General features: G+C 68.9%; 15 protein-coding genes and 1 pseudogene. 10 read left to right on the top strand and 6 right to left on the bottom strand.

Going from position 1 to position 15,653, the window contains the following annotated elements; genetic code table 11:
• Window positions 1–74: 74 nt before the first annotated feature.
• Window positions 75–821, bottom strand: a complete 747-nt coding sequence (locus OG963_RS01645) for a hypothetical protein (RefSeq protein WP_371798209.1) — start codon at window positions 819–821, stop codon at window positions 75–77.
• A gap of 19 nt (window positions 822–840) precedes the next feature.
• A complete protein-coding gene (locus OG963_RS01640; RefSeq protein WP_371798208.1) occupies window positions 841–1,602 on the bottom strand; it encodes a sulfite exporter TauE/SafE family protein in 762 nt (253 codons plus the stop codon).
• 83 nt (window positions 1,603–1,685) lie between these two features.
• Here OG963_RS01640 and OG963_RS01635 point away from each other — a divergent pair, with 83 nt between their 5' ends.
• The gene (locus tag OG963_RS01635; protein WP_030934613.1) at window positions 1,686–2,636 is read left to right on the top strand and encodes a LysR family transcriptional regulator; all 951 of its coding nucleotides are present in this window, start codon (window positions 1,686–1,688) and stop codon (window positions 2,634–2,636) included.
• Window positions 2,637–3,081: 445 nt separating this feature from the next.
• Here the strand turns inward: OG963_RS01635 and OG963_RS01630 are convergent, their stop codons facing one another.
• The gene (locus OG963_RS01630; RefSeq protein WP_371798207.1) at window positions 3,082–3,642 is read right to left on the bottom strand and encodes an SMI1/KNR4 family protein; all 561 of its coding nucleotides are present in this window, start codon (window positions 3,640–3,642) and stop codon (window positions 3,082–3,084) included.
• Window positions 3,639–3,920 (bottom strand): annotated as a pseudogene (locus OG963_RS01625) (hypothetical protein); the annotation flags it as partial. The gene OG963_RS01630 and the pseudogene OG963_RS01625, both read right to left, overlap by 4 nt.
• A gap of 112 nt (window positions 3,921–4,032) precedes the next feature.
• Between OG963_RS01625 and OG963_RS01620 the strand changes: the two are divergent.
• The 6 genes from OG963_RS01620 (at window position 4,033) to OG963_RS01595 (ending at window position 11,659) form a co-directional block, all read left to right on the top strand.
• Window positions 4,033–6,210 carry a HEAT repeat domain-containing protein gene (locus OG963_RS01620; RefSeq protein WP_371798206.1) on the top strand — a complete coding sequence of 726 codons (2,178 nt, stop codon included), beginning with the start codon at window positions 4,033–4,035 and terminating at the stop codon, window positions 6,208–6,210.
• A 513-nt stretch (window positions 6,211–6,723) separates the two neighbouring features.
• A complete protein-coding gene (locus OG963_RS01615) occupies window positions 6,724–7,143 on the top strand; it encodes a YciI family protein (RefSeq protein WP_093779108.1) in 420 nt (139 codons plus the stop codon).
• Window positions 7,116–8,447, top strand: a complete 1,332-nt coding sequence (locus OG963_RS01610) for a DUF6596 domain-containing protein (protein WP_319740967.1) — start codon at window positions 7,116–7,118, stop codon at window positions 8,445–8,447. Before OG963_RS01615 ends, OG963_RS01610 begins: the two co-directional genes overlap by 28 nt.
• 672 nt (window positions 8,448–9,119) lie before the next feature.
• Complete coding sequence (locus tag OG963_RS01605; RefSeq protein WP_093779239.1) at window positions 9,120–9,500, top strand: FKBP-type peptidyl-prolyl cis-trans isomerase; 381 nt, start codon at window positions 9,120–9,122, stop codon at window positions 9,498–9,500.
• Between the two features lie 126 nt (window positions 9,501–9,626).
• Complete coding sequence (locus tag OG963_RS01600) at window positions 9,627–10,751, top strand: NADAR family protein (RefSeq protein WP_371798205.1); 1,125 nt, start codon at window positions 9,627–9,629, stop codon at window positions 10,749–10,751.
• 275 nt (window positions 10,752–11,026) lie between these two features.
• Window positions 11,027–11,659: a DUF2461 family protein gene (locus OG963_RS01595; RefSeq protein ID WP_362277203.1), complete on the top strand. Its 633-nt coding sequence runs from the start codon at window positions 11,027–11,029 to the stop codon at window positions 11,657–11,659.
• Window positions 11,660–11,871: 212 nt separating this feature from the next.
• On the opposite strand, the gene OG963_RS01590 is transcribed toward OG963_RS01595, so the two are convergent.
• On the bottom strand, window positions 11,872–12,108 hold the full coding sequence (locus OG963_RS01590) for a hypothetical protein (protein ID WP_371798204.1): 237 nt from the start codon (window positions 12,106–12,108) through the stop codon (window positions 11,872–11,874).
• A 480-nt stretch (window positions 12,109–12,588) separates the two neighbouring features.
• Window positions 12,589–13,323: a TetR/AcrR family transcriptional regulator gene (locus OG963_RS01585; protein WP_371798203.1), complete on the bottom strand. Its 735-nt coding sequence runs from the start codon at window positions 13,321–13,323 to the stop codon at window positions 12,589–12,591.
• A 129-nt stretch (window positions 13,324–13,452) separates the two neighbouring features.
• On the opposite strand from OG963_RS01585, the gene OG963_RS01580 reads away from it, so the two are divergent.
• The 3 genes from OG963_RS01580 (at window position 13,453) to OG963_RS01570 (ending at window position 15,614) form a co-directional block, all read left to right on the top strand.
• Window positions 13,453–14,001: a carboxymuconolactone decarboxylase family protein gene (locus OG963_RS01580; RefSeq protein ID WP_093779096.1), complete on the top strand. Its 549-nt coding sequence runs from the start codon at window positions 13,453–13,455 to the stop codon at window positions 13,999–14,001.
• Between the two features lie 81 nt (window positions 14,002–14,082).
• Complete coding sequence (locus OG963_RS01575) at window positions 14,083–14,907, top strand: isocitrate lyase/phosphoenolpyruvate mutase family protein (protein ID WP_093779094.1); 825 nt, start codon at window positions 14,083–14,085, stop codon at window positions 14,905–14,907.
• Window positions 14,908–14,966: 59 nt separating this feature from the next.
• On the top strand, window positions 14,967–15,614 hold the full coding sequence (locus OG963_RS01570; RefSeq protein ID WP_093779092.1) for a nitroreductase family protein: 648 nt from the start codon (window positions 14,967–14,969) through the stop codon (window positions 15,612–15,614).
• Window positions 15,615–15,653 lie beyond the last annotated feature (39 nt).

Genomic DNA, 15,653 nt, shown 5'->3' with positions numbered 1-15,653 from the left:
TCCGGGCGTTCCGGCAACGCGGCGAGGTGCGGTAGCTGTCGTCGTGCGCCCGCCAGGGATTACGGGACAGCCCTTTAGCGCGTCGTCGAGGACCCCTCCGGACCAGGCCGCCGGAGACGGCGTGGTGTCGAGGCTGCTGCCGCCGTCCTCGTGGCGCAGAACCCGGTCGTCGAGATCGAGGGCCACTTCCAACGGTTCCCTGGCCATCCCTGATCTTGCGTGGGAATCCCGGCCTTCAGTTCAGGCCGGGCGGGAAACGCATCATGAGAATCGGAGCCGCGAAGCGGCGTAGTACGCTGCGATCCTGTCTCGGCAGCGGTCAGGGCTTGGCCGTCATGAGACCCCGTGGGGTCAAGTGAGAAGCCGCCTCGTTTACGAGGGGGAGGAGTCACGTAGGCGCGCAACCGACCCGCCTCACCCGCGGCTGGACCCCTTTCGGGGAAGAGCAGTTCCCGGAAGGCGGTCTCGGCCATCGCGAAGCGCGCCTGCGCGGTACGCGCAGACACCTCCAGGACATCACCGATGACCTGCCAGTCGGCACCGCCCATCCGCTCGAACACGGCCGCGGCCTCGAAGAACCGCTGCGCGGCCCCGACCGCTCGGGCGGCGTCGGCCAGCACGGTGCCCGGCGAACGGTTGGTGCCGTCGGGGTTCAGCTGGTGCTCGCCGATCGGGACAAATGCACGGGCAAGGTCGGCCAGTTCGCATGCCTCGTAGGCCATCACCAGCCTCGCCCGCGCCGCATCCGTGTACGGGGCGGTGGCTCCCGAGCCGCCTTCGATCATGTCAGTCAGCCTCAGCTCGACGATGGGGATGATCAAGCGTGGTTTCCCCGCATGGTCAGCCGCGCAGGAAGTACAGGACGGTCGTCACCGTGGCTGTCGCCAGAAGGACGCCACGCAGCAGCCGGGCGGGAAGACGGCGAGCCAGGTGGGCGCCCGCGAAGCCACCAGCGGTCGCGCCGACCAGCAGGGCGGCCAGGAGCATGGGGGCGCGCAGTGCGTCCGAGGTGAACAGGAACAGTACGCCCGAGGTGAGGAAGACGGCCGCGAGTTGAGTGATCCGCATCGGGTTGCCGGCCGCGGGATCGAGGCCGAGGCCGATGCTCCACAGGGCCACCATCAGAATGCCTACGGCTCCGCCGAAGTATCCGCCGTACACGGCGATGAGGAACTGGCCGATCAGTACGGCCCGCGTACTCATGCCGGGAGAGCGGTCCAGCACCCGGCCCAGCACGCGGGACAGGTGGCGGCCGAGGGCGAGGACCACGGTGGCGAAGGCGAGCAGCCACGGCGACGCGGACTCGAACGACGAGGCGGGCAGGACGAGCAGCAGGAAGGCACCGACCCCGCTGCCGGCCACACTGGTCGCGGTCAACGCAGTGGTGGACGCGCCTCCCACCGGGGCGAGTTCGCGCCGGTACACCCAGGCGCCGGTCACGGCGCCGGGTACGAGGGCTATCCGGGCGACCGCGCTCGCCGTCACCGGCGGCAGGCCGACGGCGACGAGTGCGGGCAGCGCCACGAAGGTTCCGCCGCCTCCGACGGAGTTCAGGACTCCGGCGGCGACGCCGGTCAGCAGGACAAGGGCCAGCTCGGTCATCCGCCGAGCGTCACCCGTGGGAACGTGCTTTCACAATGCGGAATCACCACACCCTGCCTCAGGCTGGGCCTTAGCCTGACCCGATGCGCTACGACCTGGACGATCTGCGACTGTTCCTCCACATCGTCACGGAGGGATCGATCACCGCGGGCGCCCGCCGCATGCACTTGAGCCTGCCCTCGGCCAGCGCCCGAGTGCGCTCGCTGGAACACCACGCCGGAGTGGCCCTGCTGATCCGCGGACGCCGAGGCGTACGGCCCACCCCGGCGGGCACGACCCTGGCCCGCCACGCGCGCGACGTCCTCGACCGGACCGCTCGACTCGAAAGCGCCGTCGCGAGCTACACCCGGCCCCCGGCCGCGCCGCTGATCCTGCTCGGCGGTGGCTCCGCGATGCACCGGCTCGTACCGCAGGCCCTGATCTCATTCCTCCGCGCCCACCCGGACACCGACGTCACCGCGTCCGAGAGCCGCACCCCGCAGACCGAGCGGAAACTCGCCGACGGCGAGGCGGACCTGGGCATCGTCCTGGACGACGAGGCCGGCGGCTGCGGACTGCGCACGGAGCCGCTCGGCGACGACTCCCTCGTCGTCATCGGGCAGGCCGGAGGAATCCTCGCCGGGCGCACCGCGCTCACCTACCGCGAGGCCGCCGAACACCCACTCGTCGGCCTCGACGCCGACTCCTCGCTGCGCCGCTGGATCGAAAAGCACCTGGGACCCCATGCTCCCGTGGTGCGCCACCGCACCACCGTCACCGACCTCGGCGTCCTCATCTCCCTGGCCGCCGCCGGCGCCGGGCTCGCCGTCGTCCCGCGCCGGGCCATCGACCCCCGCCAGAGCCTGGAGGTGTGCGAACTCCAGGAGCGCTGGGCCCGCCGCCACCACCTGCTGGCCTGGGGCGTCACGGACCGCGCCACCTCGACAGCAACCGCGACGCTCGCCGAGCACCTCCGCCAGGCGGCGCGGTCCGAGCCCCCCGACCGCAGCGCCCACGGGGACAACCTCGGTCGACCGCCCTTCCACGACTGCTGACCGACCGCCTTCGGCTGCCCTAAGGGCATGCCGATCGACTGGCCATACCCCTGCGGCCAGCGCCCCGCGCCGACCGATCCCCGCTGTGCTCGCCTCGCCGCGGAGCGCCGTATTCACCGCGCTGGCAGCGATGTCCGGTACGTGGCGCGAGTACCACCGAACCCGCACCCTCGAAGGCCACGAATCCGCTCGCAAGCACGGCCATGCCATCGGCTTCACCGCGGGTGGCCGGCGAGAGCTCCCCCTTCATGACGGTATGTCAGGTCAACGATGCTCCAGCGCGGCCACCAGGCCGTCCGCCTCGGCCGGCAGGCCCTGAGCCCGGAGCAGGGCGAGCTGTGGCCTGTCTGCCGGCACGGTTTGAGTCGCAGCCCCACGCTCGGTGCCCGCCGACAGCGCCCGGCACTACCGGGCCCGCCGGGAGGTTTCGACGACTCGCGGAGTGTCACGCAGCGTCATACCAGGGTTTGTTCGCGGCCCAGTGCCGGACCCAGCCGGCAAAGCCGGGTTCAGCGGTGGTGTACCCGAACTGCTCGCCGAAGGGGGCAGCGCCCACGTCAGTGATCAGCCAGATGTGTCCTCGGTGAGGTCCGGCCACGATGAGATGCCAGTTCATCGCGCATCCGTCGGTGCCGAGCACGATCGAGCCGTGGTTGTAGACCTGCTCAAGGATCTCGTCGGCATCCTCGAACCGGTCCGAGTCTTCCTCCCACATCCATGGCGCCACCAGCGGGAACGGCTTGCTCAGGTCGCGTTCCTGCTCGTCATCGCCCCAGTCGTTGGGCAAATCGGCCACCGGCAACAGCCCGTACTCTGGCGGCCCGGAGTACGAACCGTCCGTCATCTCGGCGACGAAGGTCCGATACGGCTCGGGCAGCACGACTTTGTGTTCGGCCTCGAAGGCATGGACTGCCTCCCAGCCAAGAGCCGACTCCTCACCGTCATCGACGTCGAAGGCCGCACGGAGCGCCACCAGTTCGGCAGGGTCAGCTTGATCGATGTTCATGCCGGATGGATACCACCTCGCAGTGACAACCCCCCGACGCGTTGTGGTCGGTGACGAACCTCCTCGCGGCCGGTCCTGATGACAAGGTCGTGTATCCGTGCCACCCGGTCCGCAGCACACGTACAGCGGGCGTCGGCCGGCGGCGGCAGCCAGGTGCTCGGGTCCTGATCGGCCTTGCTGCGGTTCGTCTTCGCCGTCACGGCAACGAGCGAGCGCTCGGCGTCGAGGTCGTTCGCATACGCCTCGCGTCGAGCCGCCGTCCACTGCGAGGCACCGGTCGGCAGGGAGCGTCATTCGATGTGAGCGGTATTCCTCGCTCGTCAGCGCCCAGTGGGTCGGCTGTATCTGCGGTGGGCGGGTATGTCAGTGCTGCCCGGCATAGTGCCGGGCATGATCAACGACTTGAACAGCATCGATTGGGCAGCTCTGGAGCACGCCTACGGGCCGGGTGACGACGTGCCGGGGTGGTTGTGCGGCATGGTCTCTCCCGACCCCGACACGCGGAAGGAGGCGTTCAGCGACTTCTACAGCAAGGCCCTTCACCAGGGAAGCGTGTATTCGAGCACGGTGGCCAGTCTGCCGTTCCTGTTCGCTATGGCGGACGATCCGGCGACGCCTGACCGCGGGGCTGTCGTCGCGCTGCTGCTCAACATAGGGCGGGAGGTGATCGACGCCGAGGAGATCTACGCTGTCGTCTGCGGCCCCGACGGGGAAGATTCCACGATCTACCCGGACACCGCGAACCTGATGCGCGAGCACGCCGACGCCTTCGTCGCCTACGCCTGTGACCCCGACCCGCGGGTGCGCGGGGCGGCGATCGAGGGCCTGGGGCTCTTCCTGGACGACGCCGAACGCGCGGTGGCACTGCTGCGGGACCACCTTGAGACGGAGAGCGGCGCGGCCGAGCGAGGGCTGGTGGTGCGGACGATGGCAGACCTCGTACTCCGTCTGCCTGCGGCCGCCGGACCGGCACGGCCATGGTTCGACGCGCTGGCCGACAACGGCTCCACAGCCCCGGACACCCGCCTGGCCGCGCTCGTCCACCGGGCCCGCTGCGCCCCCGAGTCCGTCGACGACCGGACGGTACCGACCGCGATCCTGCTGCTTCGCGAGATCACGCCGTCGCCCCGGCTTGAAGAGGACCGGGCTTCCACAGGTCCGTGTACGTGCGAGGCTGAGCCCGAACCCGACCCGGATGTCCCCGGGCACATCGCCGCCGCCTTCGACGACCTCGAACGCCACGGACGCGTCCACGCCGCCACCACGCCGCTGCTCACGGCCTTCCACGAGGCCCTCGGCGCGCGTTTCGACGACCGGGAAGCCCTGCTCACCGAGCAGCTGCGCAGCGCGGACCCTGGCACCCGGTACGACGCCATCGACATGGCGCGCCGTCTGATCACCTCCTGGCGGGGCGATCACACCCGCCTCGTCCGGCTCATCGGTGACCGCCTGCAGCCGCACGACTCCTACACCGCCGCGGCCGCGGCCGAGGCCCTCGGGCAGCTGGCCGGCCTCGCCGAGCCGGCACGGGAAGCTCTCGCTGCCTACGTCACCGAGCACCGGCCCGATGCGTGGGCGAGCCCTCATCGTGTTCTGCGCCGCGCCCATCAACAGGCCGTCGTGGCGCTGGCCGGTCTCGGCGACGAACGGGCCCTGCCCAGCCTGCTCGTCGCGCTGGACACCGGCACCGACGCCTGGCGCGCGGTGCCCGCGGCCTGTCACCTGCCTCATGCCGCCGCGCAACTCACGCCCCGACTCGTTCGCCGGCTTGCCGAAGTCGACCACTCCCGGGAGCAGTTCGGTTTCGGCCTCACGGCTCTCACCAGAACCCTCTCCAGGCTCGGCGACCCGGCGGCCGTGCCGGCACTCGCCTGCACCGTCCACACCGCCGTCCGACACAAGCAGTGGCGTACCGCGGAGCCTGTTTTGAAGGCGCTCGCGTCGTTTGGTCCCCGTGCGGCGTCCGCTCTGAATGTTGTCCGTCCCCTCACCGACGCGGACAACGTCGGTGTCCGTACAGCCGCGGCGAGCTGCGTCTGGGAACTTGAACGCCGCCCCGAGACCGTGGTGCCGCTGCTGGAACGCCTCCTGGAGTACCACCGGAACTTCGACGCGATCGACCTCGCCGGCCGCATCGGCCCTCCCGCCGCTCCCGTACTGCCGCGCCTGCGACAGATACTGAGCGATCAGGCCGAGGAGAACGCACGGAACGAATCGAACGACGCGGCCGTACTGAACACGGGAAACGCATGGACTCTCGTCCGTACCGCATCAGCTCTGTGGGACATAGCCGGAGATTGCGAGGCCGACACCGTTGTGTCGGCGCTGCTGAACGCCTGGAAGGACAACGACTCCACTGCGCGCGATGTCCTCGCCTGCCTCAACCGCATGGGCCAGGCAGCACGTCCCGCCCTTCCCCGGATCAAGACGACACTTGAACAGCCCCACCGCGGCAATGACCGTTGGAGTGATGCCGTCGCCTCCGACCTTGAGATCGAGCGCATCTGCCGGTCCCTCGTGACGCGCCTGCGAAATCTCCCGGAACCTACACCGGCCGGGGAGCAGTAGCCGTCGACGGGTCGGTGTGCGGAGCCGCCCGAGATCGGCCCCGCACACCGGCCGGGGGCACGCGGCGGGGTATGTCGACGACCGGGGTCTTTCCGGAAGCAAGGCCTCCTGCTGCACCCTGGTGGTCGCCTCTCGAAGTCCTTCGGAGGCTGACGTGGAGCTGACGTGGAGCCTGCCTGACCGGTGCCTGGAAGTCATCCAGCGACCGGTCCAGTGCGTAGGCTGCCGGTGGCCGGTTGGCTTTCCCCCGCGGAGGGCCACGGGGGAGTTCATCGCCATCACCGAGGACGGCCCCGCATCCTTACCCTGCCCTGGGCCCGGATCCGCTCGTACGCGGTAGCCAGCCCACGTCGGCGTGGGCCCCGACCGGGCGGAGTGCGGCTGTCGTTCCGGCATCCGGGCCTGGCGTCGTGTTCGGCGTAAGTCGCAGTGGCGTCGTGTCGATCCGCGGTCGTGCCGTTCGACCTAGGGGTGAGAGGGTCGAGGGACGACCCCGTACACAGGAGGCCGAAGATGGCGAAGTACATGCTGATCATGCGCGGCACGGACGAGTCGATGGCGAAGATGATGGAGACGCCCTTCGAGGAGATGCTCGAGACGGTGGGCCGCTTCAACGAGGAGCTGATCCGGGCCGGTGTGCTGGTCGCCGCCGAAGGGCTGGATGACCCGGGGCAGGGCGTGGTGGTCGACTTCAGCGGCGAGACGCCGGTGGTCACCGACGGTCCCTACGGCGAGACGAAGGAACTGTTCGGCGGCTTCTACGTGATCGACGTGGCCTCGAAGGAGGAGGCGGTCGAGTGGGCCAAGCGCCTCCCGGCGGTCGCCGGCTCGAAGTGCGAGATCCGCCGGGTACCGGGCATCGACGAGTTCCCGCAGGACAACGAGTGGATCGCCAGGGAGCGGGTGTGGCGCGAGCGGACCGGCCAGCTCTGATGGCCGCGGACGCGGAAGGCCCGGCGAGCCCGCAGGCGGCTCGGCGGGCCGTGGAGGCCGTATGGCGGATCGAGTCCGCCCGGATCGTCGCCGCGCTGTCCCGCTACACCGGGGACTTCGGGCTCGCCGAGGACGTCGCCCAGGAGGCGCTGGCCGAGGCGCTCGTCAGCTGGTCGCGCGAGGGCGCGCCGGCGAACGCGGTGGGCTGGCTGCTGGCCACCGGGCGGCGGCGAGCGATCGACAACTACCGCCGCCGCGCGGCCCTCGACGAGCGGTACGCCCTGCTCTGCGGCCAACTCGCCGAGGGAGAGACGAGTTCGGGCGCGCAGGCCCCGCCGGAGCGGGCCGACGACCTGTTGTGGGACCCCGACCAGGTGGACGACGACGTCCTCGCGCTGATGTTCATCGCCTGCCACCCTGTGCTGGCGCCCGAGGCACGAGTGGCATTGACGCTACGCACGGTCGCCGGACTGGCGAGCGAGGAGATCGCCCGCGCGTTCCTGGTGCCCGTGCCGACCGTCCAGGCACGAATCACCCGGGCGAAGAAGACGATCGCCGCGGCGGGAGTGCCGTTCGAGCTGCCGCCGTCCCAGGAGCGCCGCGCACGCATCGGCGGGGTGCTGAGCGTGCTGTACGTGATCTTCACCGAGGGCTCGACAGCGACCGCCGGCGACGACCTGCTGCGCCCCGACCTCGCGTACGAGGCGATCCGGCTGACCCGGATGCTGGCCGCCCTGCTGCCCGACGAACCGGAGGTGTCCGGGTTGCTGGCGCTGTGCGAGTTGACGACCGCGCGTTTTCCCGCCCGCACCGGCCCCGACGGGGATCCGGTGCTGCTCGAGGATCAGGACCGGCGCCTGTGGGACCGCTCCGCGATCCGCCGCGGCCTGGCCGCGATCGGCCGGGCCGCCGCCGTCGGACGCGGCCTGGGGCCCTACGGGCTGCAGGCCGCGATCGCCGCCTGCCACGCGACGGCCCCCTCGGTGGCGCAGACCGACTGGGAGCGCATCGTGCTGCTCTACGAGGCGCTGGGCCAGGTGGCCCCCTCCGCCGTCGTCGAGCTCAACCGGGCGGTCGCCGTCGCGATGGCGACCGGGCCGCAGCAAGCGCTCGCCATCGTCGACGACCTGGTCGCCACCGACCGCCTGTCCGGATCGCACCTGCTCCCGAGCGTGCGTGGCGAACTGCTGCGCCGGCTCGGCCGGACCGGCGAGGCCCGGGCCGAACTCGAACTCGCCGCCCGCCTGTGCCGCAACACCCGCGAACGATCGGTGCTGCTGCGCAAGGCGGCCACGCTGTCGTGAGCGGGGGAAGGGCATCCCCACGCGCCGATCCGACAAAGTCCCGCGCCTTGACTGTCGGCTCCGGCACCGGTGGTGGACATGGCGGACATCCTTCCCGACCGGACGAGAAGCGGATGCGGCAGGCTGCTGCCCGCCGTGATCCACTTCTGCTGATCGGTTTGCCTGCCCATGCCCGTCGCCGCCGCGCGCCCCATCTTCCTGACCGCCGCCGAGCGGCACCGGCACACCCGACCGAGGGAAGAATCCTTCGTCACGCTGGGAGCTTGATCAACCCCCGAAGGACTTCGGCCGCAGACCACTTGGCGCCCCGTAACGGCCACCGTCCCCAGCACACGGACCCTCGCCCGGAACGGTCTGCAATGCGAAATCACCACGAGGCCCGGTAGGCCGCCGACTGCCCTTGACAGCAGGCGCATTGGTTCGGACTCAGGCGGCGTGCCGCGTAGCCGCCGCAGGAATGACACCAGCGGTCGGCGGTCAGGGATGCCACACCGTGCTGCGCCGCGAACCGATGACGTAGCACGCCCGGTCACGCCGAGCATCGTGCTCCGTCGGGCTTGATGCACTCCAGGAGATCAGCGTTCACGGCAGCATGATGATCTACTGCATGGGGTGACCATGCGCCTGGCCGGTCTGTACGAGGGCTTCCGGCGGCGAGCGAATGAGGCTGTGATGAGTGAACTGACGAAGCCCGAGATCGACCTTCCGGGGGGTGACGCTCCCACCGAGCTGACAATCCGTGACCTTGTCGTCGGGGACGGGCTCGAGGCGAAGCCGGGCAGGGTTGTCCAGGTCCACTACGTCGGGGTCACCTTCGAGTCCGGAAAGGAATTCGACACCTCCTGGGACCGGGGCCGGACGTTCAAGTTCGCCGTGGGCGGTGGCAAGGTCATCAAGGGCTGGGACCGCGGGGTCAGAGGGATGAAGGTCGGCGGCCGGCGCGAGATCATCGTTCCCCCGCGCCTCGGCTACGGCAACCAGTCACCCTCGCCGTTGATCCCGGCGGGCTCGACACTCGTCTTCGTGGTGGACCTGCTCTCCGTCGCGGTCTGAGGCCTTCTGCTACCCGGCCTCTCCGCCCGGGCAGGAAGCAGCGGCCTGGGGACTCCCGTGCCACTCCCATGATCGTCTCGCAGGCGATGGCGTGCGCCCATGACTCGGCGGGGACCGACATATCGGATGGTGGACGGGGAGAGAATCGATGGGGCCTGGTGCCACATCTGGCGGCGTTATCGACCAGGCGGTGAGTACTACCTCGACGACTTGATCGTCTTCGCGGATGGAGCGATCACCTGCGGAGAACGTACGGACCTGGCCGGCCTCGAGGAGATGCTGGCAACGGGCCGATTGGCGGTGACCGACCCTGGGACCCCACCCCTTTCCGACGAACCATCGAAGTGGGCGTCCCGTCACGGCGAACCGCTGACACCAGAGGGCTTTCTTCTGGAAGTCGCTGATCGCATCGAAGCACTCAATGAGCGACCAACTGCCGGGCAGCGTTGCTGGGCTGCGATCCGACACTTTCAGCAGGAGCCGGCCGAGTCCAACCGAGCACTGCTCCGGGCGGCATATCTGGCGGTTCCGCCGCATCTTCGGATCTACGTCCTCGGAGATATGGACCGCCAGGACCGTCCCTTGCGGATCCTGCTCACGAACATTGGTGAGGTCGTCGACGGCGATGGCCCGGTGGTGACAGCGGAGATGCATCAGGACGTCCTGGATTACTTCAGCCGCGGAGATCAGGGAGTTCGGAGCGAGCGGGAGCGGCGAGCCGTCCAGCACGCCGACGATCCTTCAGAACCGGGCCGACCTGCTCTCATATCGCGCGAAACCGTCTACCCGCAGGGGTGGCCTGAGCAGCCGGGTCTGTTCATGCTCCGCAACGACTTCCCTGCACAGATCGTGTTCGCCGGCGAGTCCTATGCGTCCGTACTGCATGGGTACTGGGCGCTGTCGACGGCCGACGCTTTCGACAGAAGCAGAATCCGGGATGCGGCCTCCGGCAGAGAGGCGCATGACCTGGGTGGCCGGGCCACGCACCGGAGTGACTGGCCCGACGTTCGGCTCGCGGTCATGGCAGAACTCCTTCGCGCGAAGTTCACTCAGCACCCTGAACTCGCCCAGGTCCTCGTTTCCACCGGGGACGCCAGGATCAGCTACACCGGCCTCTCGGACTCACCGTTCTGGAGAGATGTCCCCGACGGTCGGGGACGAAACTGGATGGGGCGGTTGCGCGAGCTGACCCGCTCCGAGCTCGCCGCCCAGCAGTTGCTCCGCCCCGAGGACCCCAGCGTGCTGAAGTAGGAAGAGTTGATGAGCGGTGGGAGCGCTCGACTACGCGCACATCGTGGGTAGACGTGCCGGACCGCATCCGCTCCCCGCAACCGTCCTGTGGGATCTCACCGCCCGCTTCATATCGACTGCGCTCTCCGTGTTCCTCGACGAACTCGCCCCTCCGCGCACGGCACACCTAGCCGGCCGGCGAGCCCTGCCGCGACATCTCCCACCGTGTCCGGGGCTATGCCTGCCTGCCTGACTCACTCTCCGCGCGCGGATCATGGGTGAGCTATCCTGCGCGCATGCGCGGACAGTTCACCGGCTGGCCGGAGCAGGCCATGGACGTGTTGTGGCAGCTCCAGGGCGAACCGACCCACGCGACCCGCGAGCGCTACCGCGCGGACCGCGAACGCCTGGTCCGGCAGCCGATGATCGCCCTGCTCAACGAGGTCGCGGACACCGACCCCCGGTACGAGGACTTCTCCGTCTGGCACTACCGCACCGACTCCTGGTGGTGGCAGCACCAGGCCGCGGTGATCCGGCTCGGCCGCAAGATCGAGTTGGGTCTCCGGTTCTCCCTGGACGGCCTGCGGATCCAGGGCGCCTGGTGGTACCCCGATCCCGGCCAGGTGGACATGTTCCGCAAAGCCGTGGCCTCCGAGGGGAGCGGCCGCGAACTGTCCGCCATCGTCGAGGACGTGCGGAAGAAGGGCTACGACATCTCCGGGGACGTGATGAAACGCCCCCCGCGCGGCTATCCGGCAGACCACTCCCGTACGAACCTGCTGCGCCACCGTTCTCTGATCGCCGCCCGCCCCCTCGGCTACGAGGAGTGGCTGCACACCCCCGAGGCGGTCGACCGAGTCCTCTCGGCCGCCGCTGACCTGGACGCCCTGCTGATGTGGCTGGTCCGCCACGTGAAGCGCGCCGCCTGAGCCGGTAAACGATCACCGCAGTGTGATCAGCGGGATCTTGTTCCGGGTCCGAAGGCCGGTACGTGAGTCGGCCCCACCGGCGGGGGGTGCGGGTGGGGCCGCGGGGCTCGGGCAGGTCGGGGATGCGCCTGCTGGAGCTCGGGTCGTAGGGTCTGGTGCCCCGCTTCCGGGGGGTTATGCGTGGCACGGCCTGGCCGGGGTGGGCGGCTCGGTCAGAGCATTGCCTTCAGGTGCCGCATGAACCGGGCCCTGCGGAAGACATTGCCCAGGATGCTCCAGGTGAAGGAGGTCCGCTCCCAGCAGCGGTCCGCCGGGTCACCCTTCGCCCGGTACGTGCCCGGTCCGATCGCATTGTCGGCCGTCCCCGGCTTCGCCTTCACCTTGTACGTGCCATCCGAGTACGACCGGGACGTCTTGCCTGAAAGGTCTCTCGGTACCGGCGTCGACATAGGCGGGCGGCAACTGGGACAGGCCCGTCTGCGTATTCAATCCCCCGAACGGCACCAGCGTTGCGGAGTGGATACGAGGTCGGGCTGGGTTCCCGCGTGGCCTGAAAAGCCGCCGGCGGTCCAGCCACCGGTAGTAGGGCTGGCGGGCCGGCCCGAGCACCCAGCACGTCACCGCCACCGCCACCCGGCAAGGGGCATCGGCGGCGGCCGGCTCGCGGACGAGCGGTTACATCATTCCGGACAAGGAGCCCGTCTCCGGCACGTTCCGCGCCATCAACGCCCGTGCGACGGGATCCAGGCTTCCCACCTGCATGGCCGCCGTATGGCGAATTACCGGTGCGGTGAGGAGGCGTCCCTCGCTGACCGGGGCGTCCTCCGCCGCCACAAGCAGCCGCAGGAGTAACGAGGCGACGCCGTTCGTCCCACCAGGGCGCGCCCGGTCCTGGCCGGCACCGCGACCCTGCAGCGCTGCCGCCCGTCCTACCGCGAGAGGAGCTGCCCCTGCCCACCGCTGACGCCCTCACGATCGAGACGTTCTCGGGCCTCGTGCACGCCACCGTCGGTCCCCGGTGCGATGACGCCGGCGTCGGGAGACGTCGCGAAGGTCTGCACATGGTCGATGGCTGTCTGCAGCGCATCTTTCAGTGGAGCGATGTCCCGTGCGACCTGGGCGAGGAGCATGCCGCCCTGGAAGGCCGCAAGGAGCAGCGTGGCCAGCCGTGGGGGATCTGCCTCAGGGCTGATGCGGCCGACGTGCTGCATGCGCTCGATTCCATCGCGGAAGATGTCCCTCCACTGATCGAACGCGCTCGCGAGCTCGTCGTGGACGTCAAGGTCCGTCTTGATGATCTCGCTCGCCAGGGAGCCGAGGCTGCAGCCTTCCTGGTAGGCGCGCTCGTAGCCGACGTAGTAATCCGCCCACGCCCGCAACGCGTCGAGGTTGTCGAAGTGGGTGAATCGCTCACCGCGGTGGAACGTGAGGACGCGCTCGGCCTGCCAGGCGATCACGGCCAGGACGAGACTCTCCTTGGTCGGGAAGTAATGGTTGAGCTGGGATCCGCTGACGCCTGCGGCGCGGCGGAGCTGTTCGTTGTTCGTCGCGTGGACCCCATTGGTGTAGATGAGCTCCGCGGCGTGCTCCAGGATGCGGGCCCGCGTCGCCTGCCCCTTGCTGGTGAGCTTGCACGGCTCCCGGGAGCCGTTGGTTGAGGTCATGCACCACACGATACTCCAGATTGGGCTTGACAGCCCAGTGGTGCGTGGTGTTGCCTCAAGGGAGTGGGCTGCTGAGCCCAAAAAAAGATGCTCGCCTGGCGACGACCACTCACTGGAGACTGATTCCACATGCCGCGACTGAACGCTCCCGCTCCGGACGCCGCCCCTGGTGGGGCGAAGGGCGTCCTCGATCAGGTCGGCGCGCAGTTCGGGTTCGTCCCGAACATGTTCGCGACTCTCGCGTCGAATCCCACCGTCCTCGACGTCGTCATGACACTGCAGGCCACCTTGAGCCGGGTTCTGGACGCGAAGACGCGGCACACCATCGCGCTTGCCGTCTCAGAAGCCAGCGGTTGCGATTACTGCCTGGCGTTGCACAGCTACGTATCGTCCGAACTCGGTGGGATGTCGAGCGAGGACATCGACCTGGCCCGGGCCGGCAGGTCGACCGATCCCAAGCGCGCCGCGGTCGCGCGTTTCGCTCAGCAGGTAGTGGACTTCCACGGCCAGGTCAGCGACGCCGACCTGGCGGAGGTGCGAAGTGCGGGATACACCGACCCGCAGATCCTGTCGATCGTCACCGTGGCGGTGCAGGTCCTGCTGACCAACTTCATCAACAACGTCAACCAGACCGGCATCGACTTCCCCGACGTCCCCCCGATCGGCGCGACGCGATGAGCGTCGGCGCCCCTGCCGAGGCGGTGCACCGAGCCGCTCGATCCACCGATCTCTTTAACGATCATCCAGGAAAGGTTCGTTATGCCGGGCTCTGAGGTCTATGAGAAATTCATGGCGCTGCACACCCGCGACGGCGGCCTCGTCATGCCGAACGCATGGGACGGCCTCTCGGCGCTGATGCTGGCCGATGCCGGTTTCGAGGCGATCGCAACATCGTCAGCGGCGCTCGCCGCCACGCTCGGCCGTCCCGACGGGCGTCACGAAGTCACCCGTGGCGAACACCTCGAACATGCACGGCTGCTCGGCCGGCTCACCGGACTGCCCGTCAACGGAGACTTCGAGGACGGCTACGGCGACACGCCGCAAGACGTCGCTGCGACCGTGGAAGCCGCCGTCGAGTCCGGACTGGCCGGTATCGGGGTCGAAGACACCTCGGGCAACCCCGATCAACCGATCCGCGACTTCGACGAGGCAGTCAACCGCATACGCAGCGCCGTCGAGGCGGCCAAGGGGCGCATCGTCATCACCGGCCGCACCGACAACTTCATCCAGGGGCGGCCCGATCTCGACGACACCATCCGGCGTCTGACGGCCTTCGCCGAGGCCGGCGCGGATGTGCTCTACGCCCCTTACCCACCCGACCTCGACGCACTCGTCGCGATCGTCACCGCCGTCGCGCCGACACCGGTCAACGTACTCATCTCGCCGGCGGACAAGGTGCTGACCGTCGCTGAACTGCAGAAGGCCGGCGTCAAGCGCATCAGCGTGGGTCCAGCGCTCTACACCCACGCGATGCAGGCACTCGAACAGGCCACCAAGGCGCTGGTCGCGGGTGACCTTGCCCCGGCGACGACAGGAATCAGCTTCGAGCGCATCAGCGACCTGCTTGCCCGCGGCACGAACTAGCCCAAACCCTGCGAACCACCGCTTCTCACTTACTCATCGCACGAAGAAGGCAGATCGACATGAATCTCGACAAGCTCATGAGCAAGCACCTCACCAGGTATTTCGACCCCAGCAAGACCATTCCGGAGGAAACCCTTCAGCAGCTGCTGAGGTTCCTGCGCTCCACGCCGTCATCGGTGAACGTACAGCCCAACCACTTCTACGTCCTCGCCACGCCCGAAGGCAAGGAGCGGCTCGCCGACAACCTGGGCGAACGATTCCAGGACAACGCCGAGAAGATCCTGAACGCGTCGCACACCATCATCCTCACCACCCGGGCAGATGTGCCTGACAGCCACCTCGAGGCGGTGTTCACGAAGGAGAGGGCCGACGGCCGGTTCCCTGACCCGTCGAAGCAGGAGCTGTGGGAATCAATGACCCGAGACTTCCTCAACCTGCGCAACTACGGCTACAAGGACCTGAACCACTGGATGGAGAAGCAGACCTACATGGCGGTAGGCCTGACCATGATGGCGGCCGCCGAGCTCGGCGTCGAGGCCACGCCGCTGGAGGGGTTCGACCCGACCAGTGTCGACAAGGCCTTCAAGATCCGCGAGAGCGGACACACCACGACGGTGCTGCTGGCCCTCGGCTACCCCGACCCGGAGAGGGTGTACACCACCCCGATCTCGCGCTTCGACGCCGACCAGCTGTTCACCTTCATCTGAAAACCCACCCGGAAACCAAAACCCACCACACATACGAGG

It is taken from the genome of Streptomyces sp. NBC_01707, from assembly GCF_041438805.1.
In the GTDB taxonomy this organism is placed as follows: Bacteria; Actinomycetota; Actinomycetes; order Streptomycetales; family Streptomycetaceae; genus Streptomyces.
This window is presented reverse-complemented; position numbering and strand designations above follow the sequence as displayed.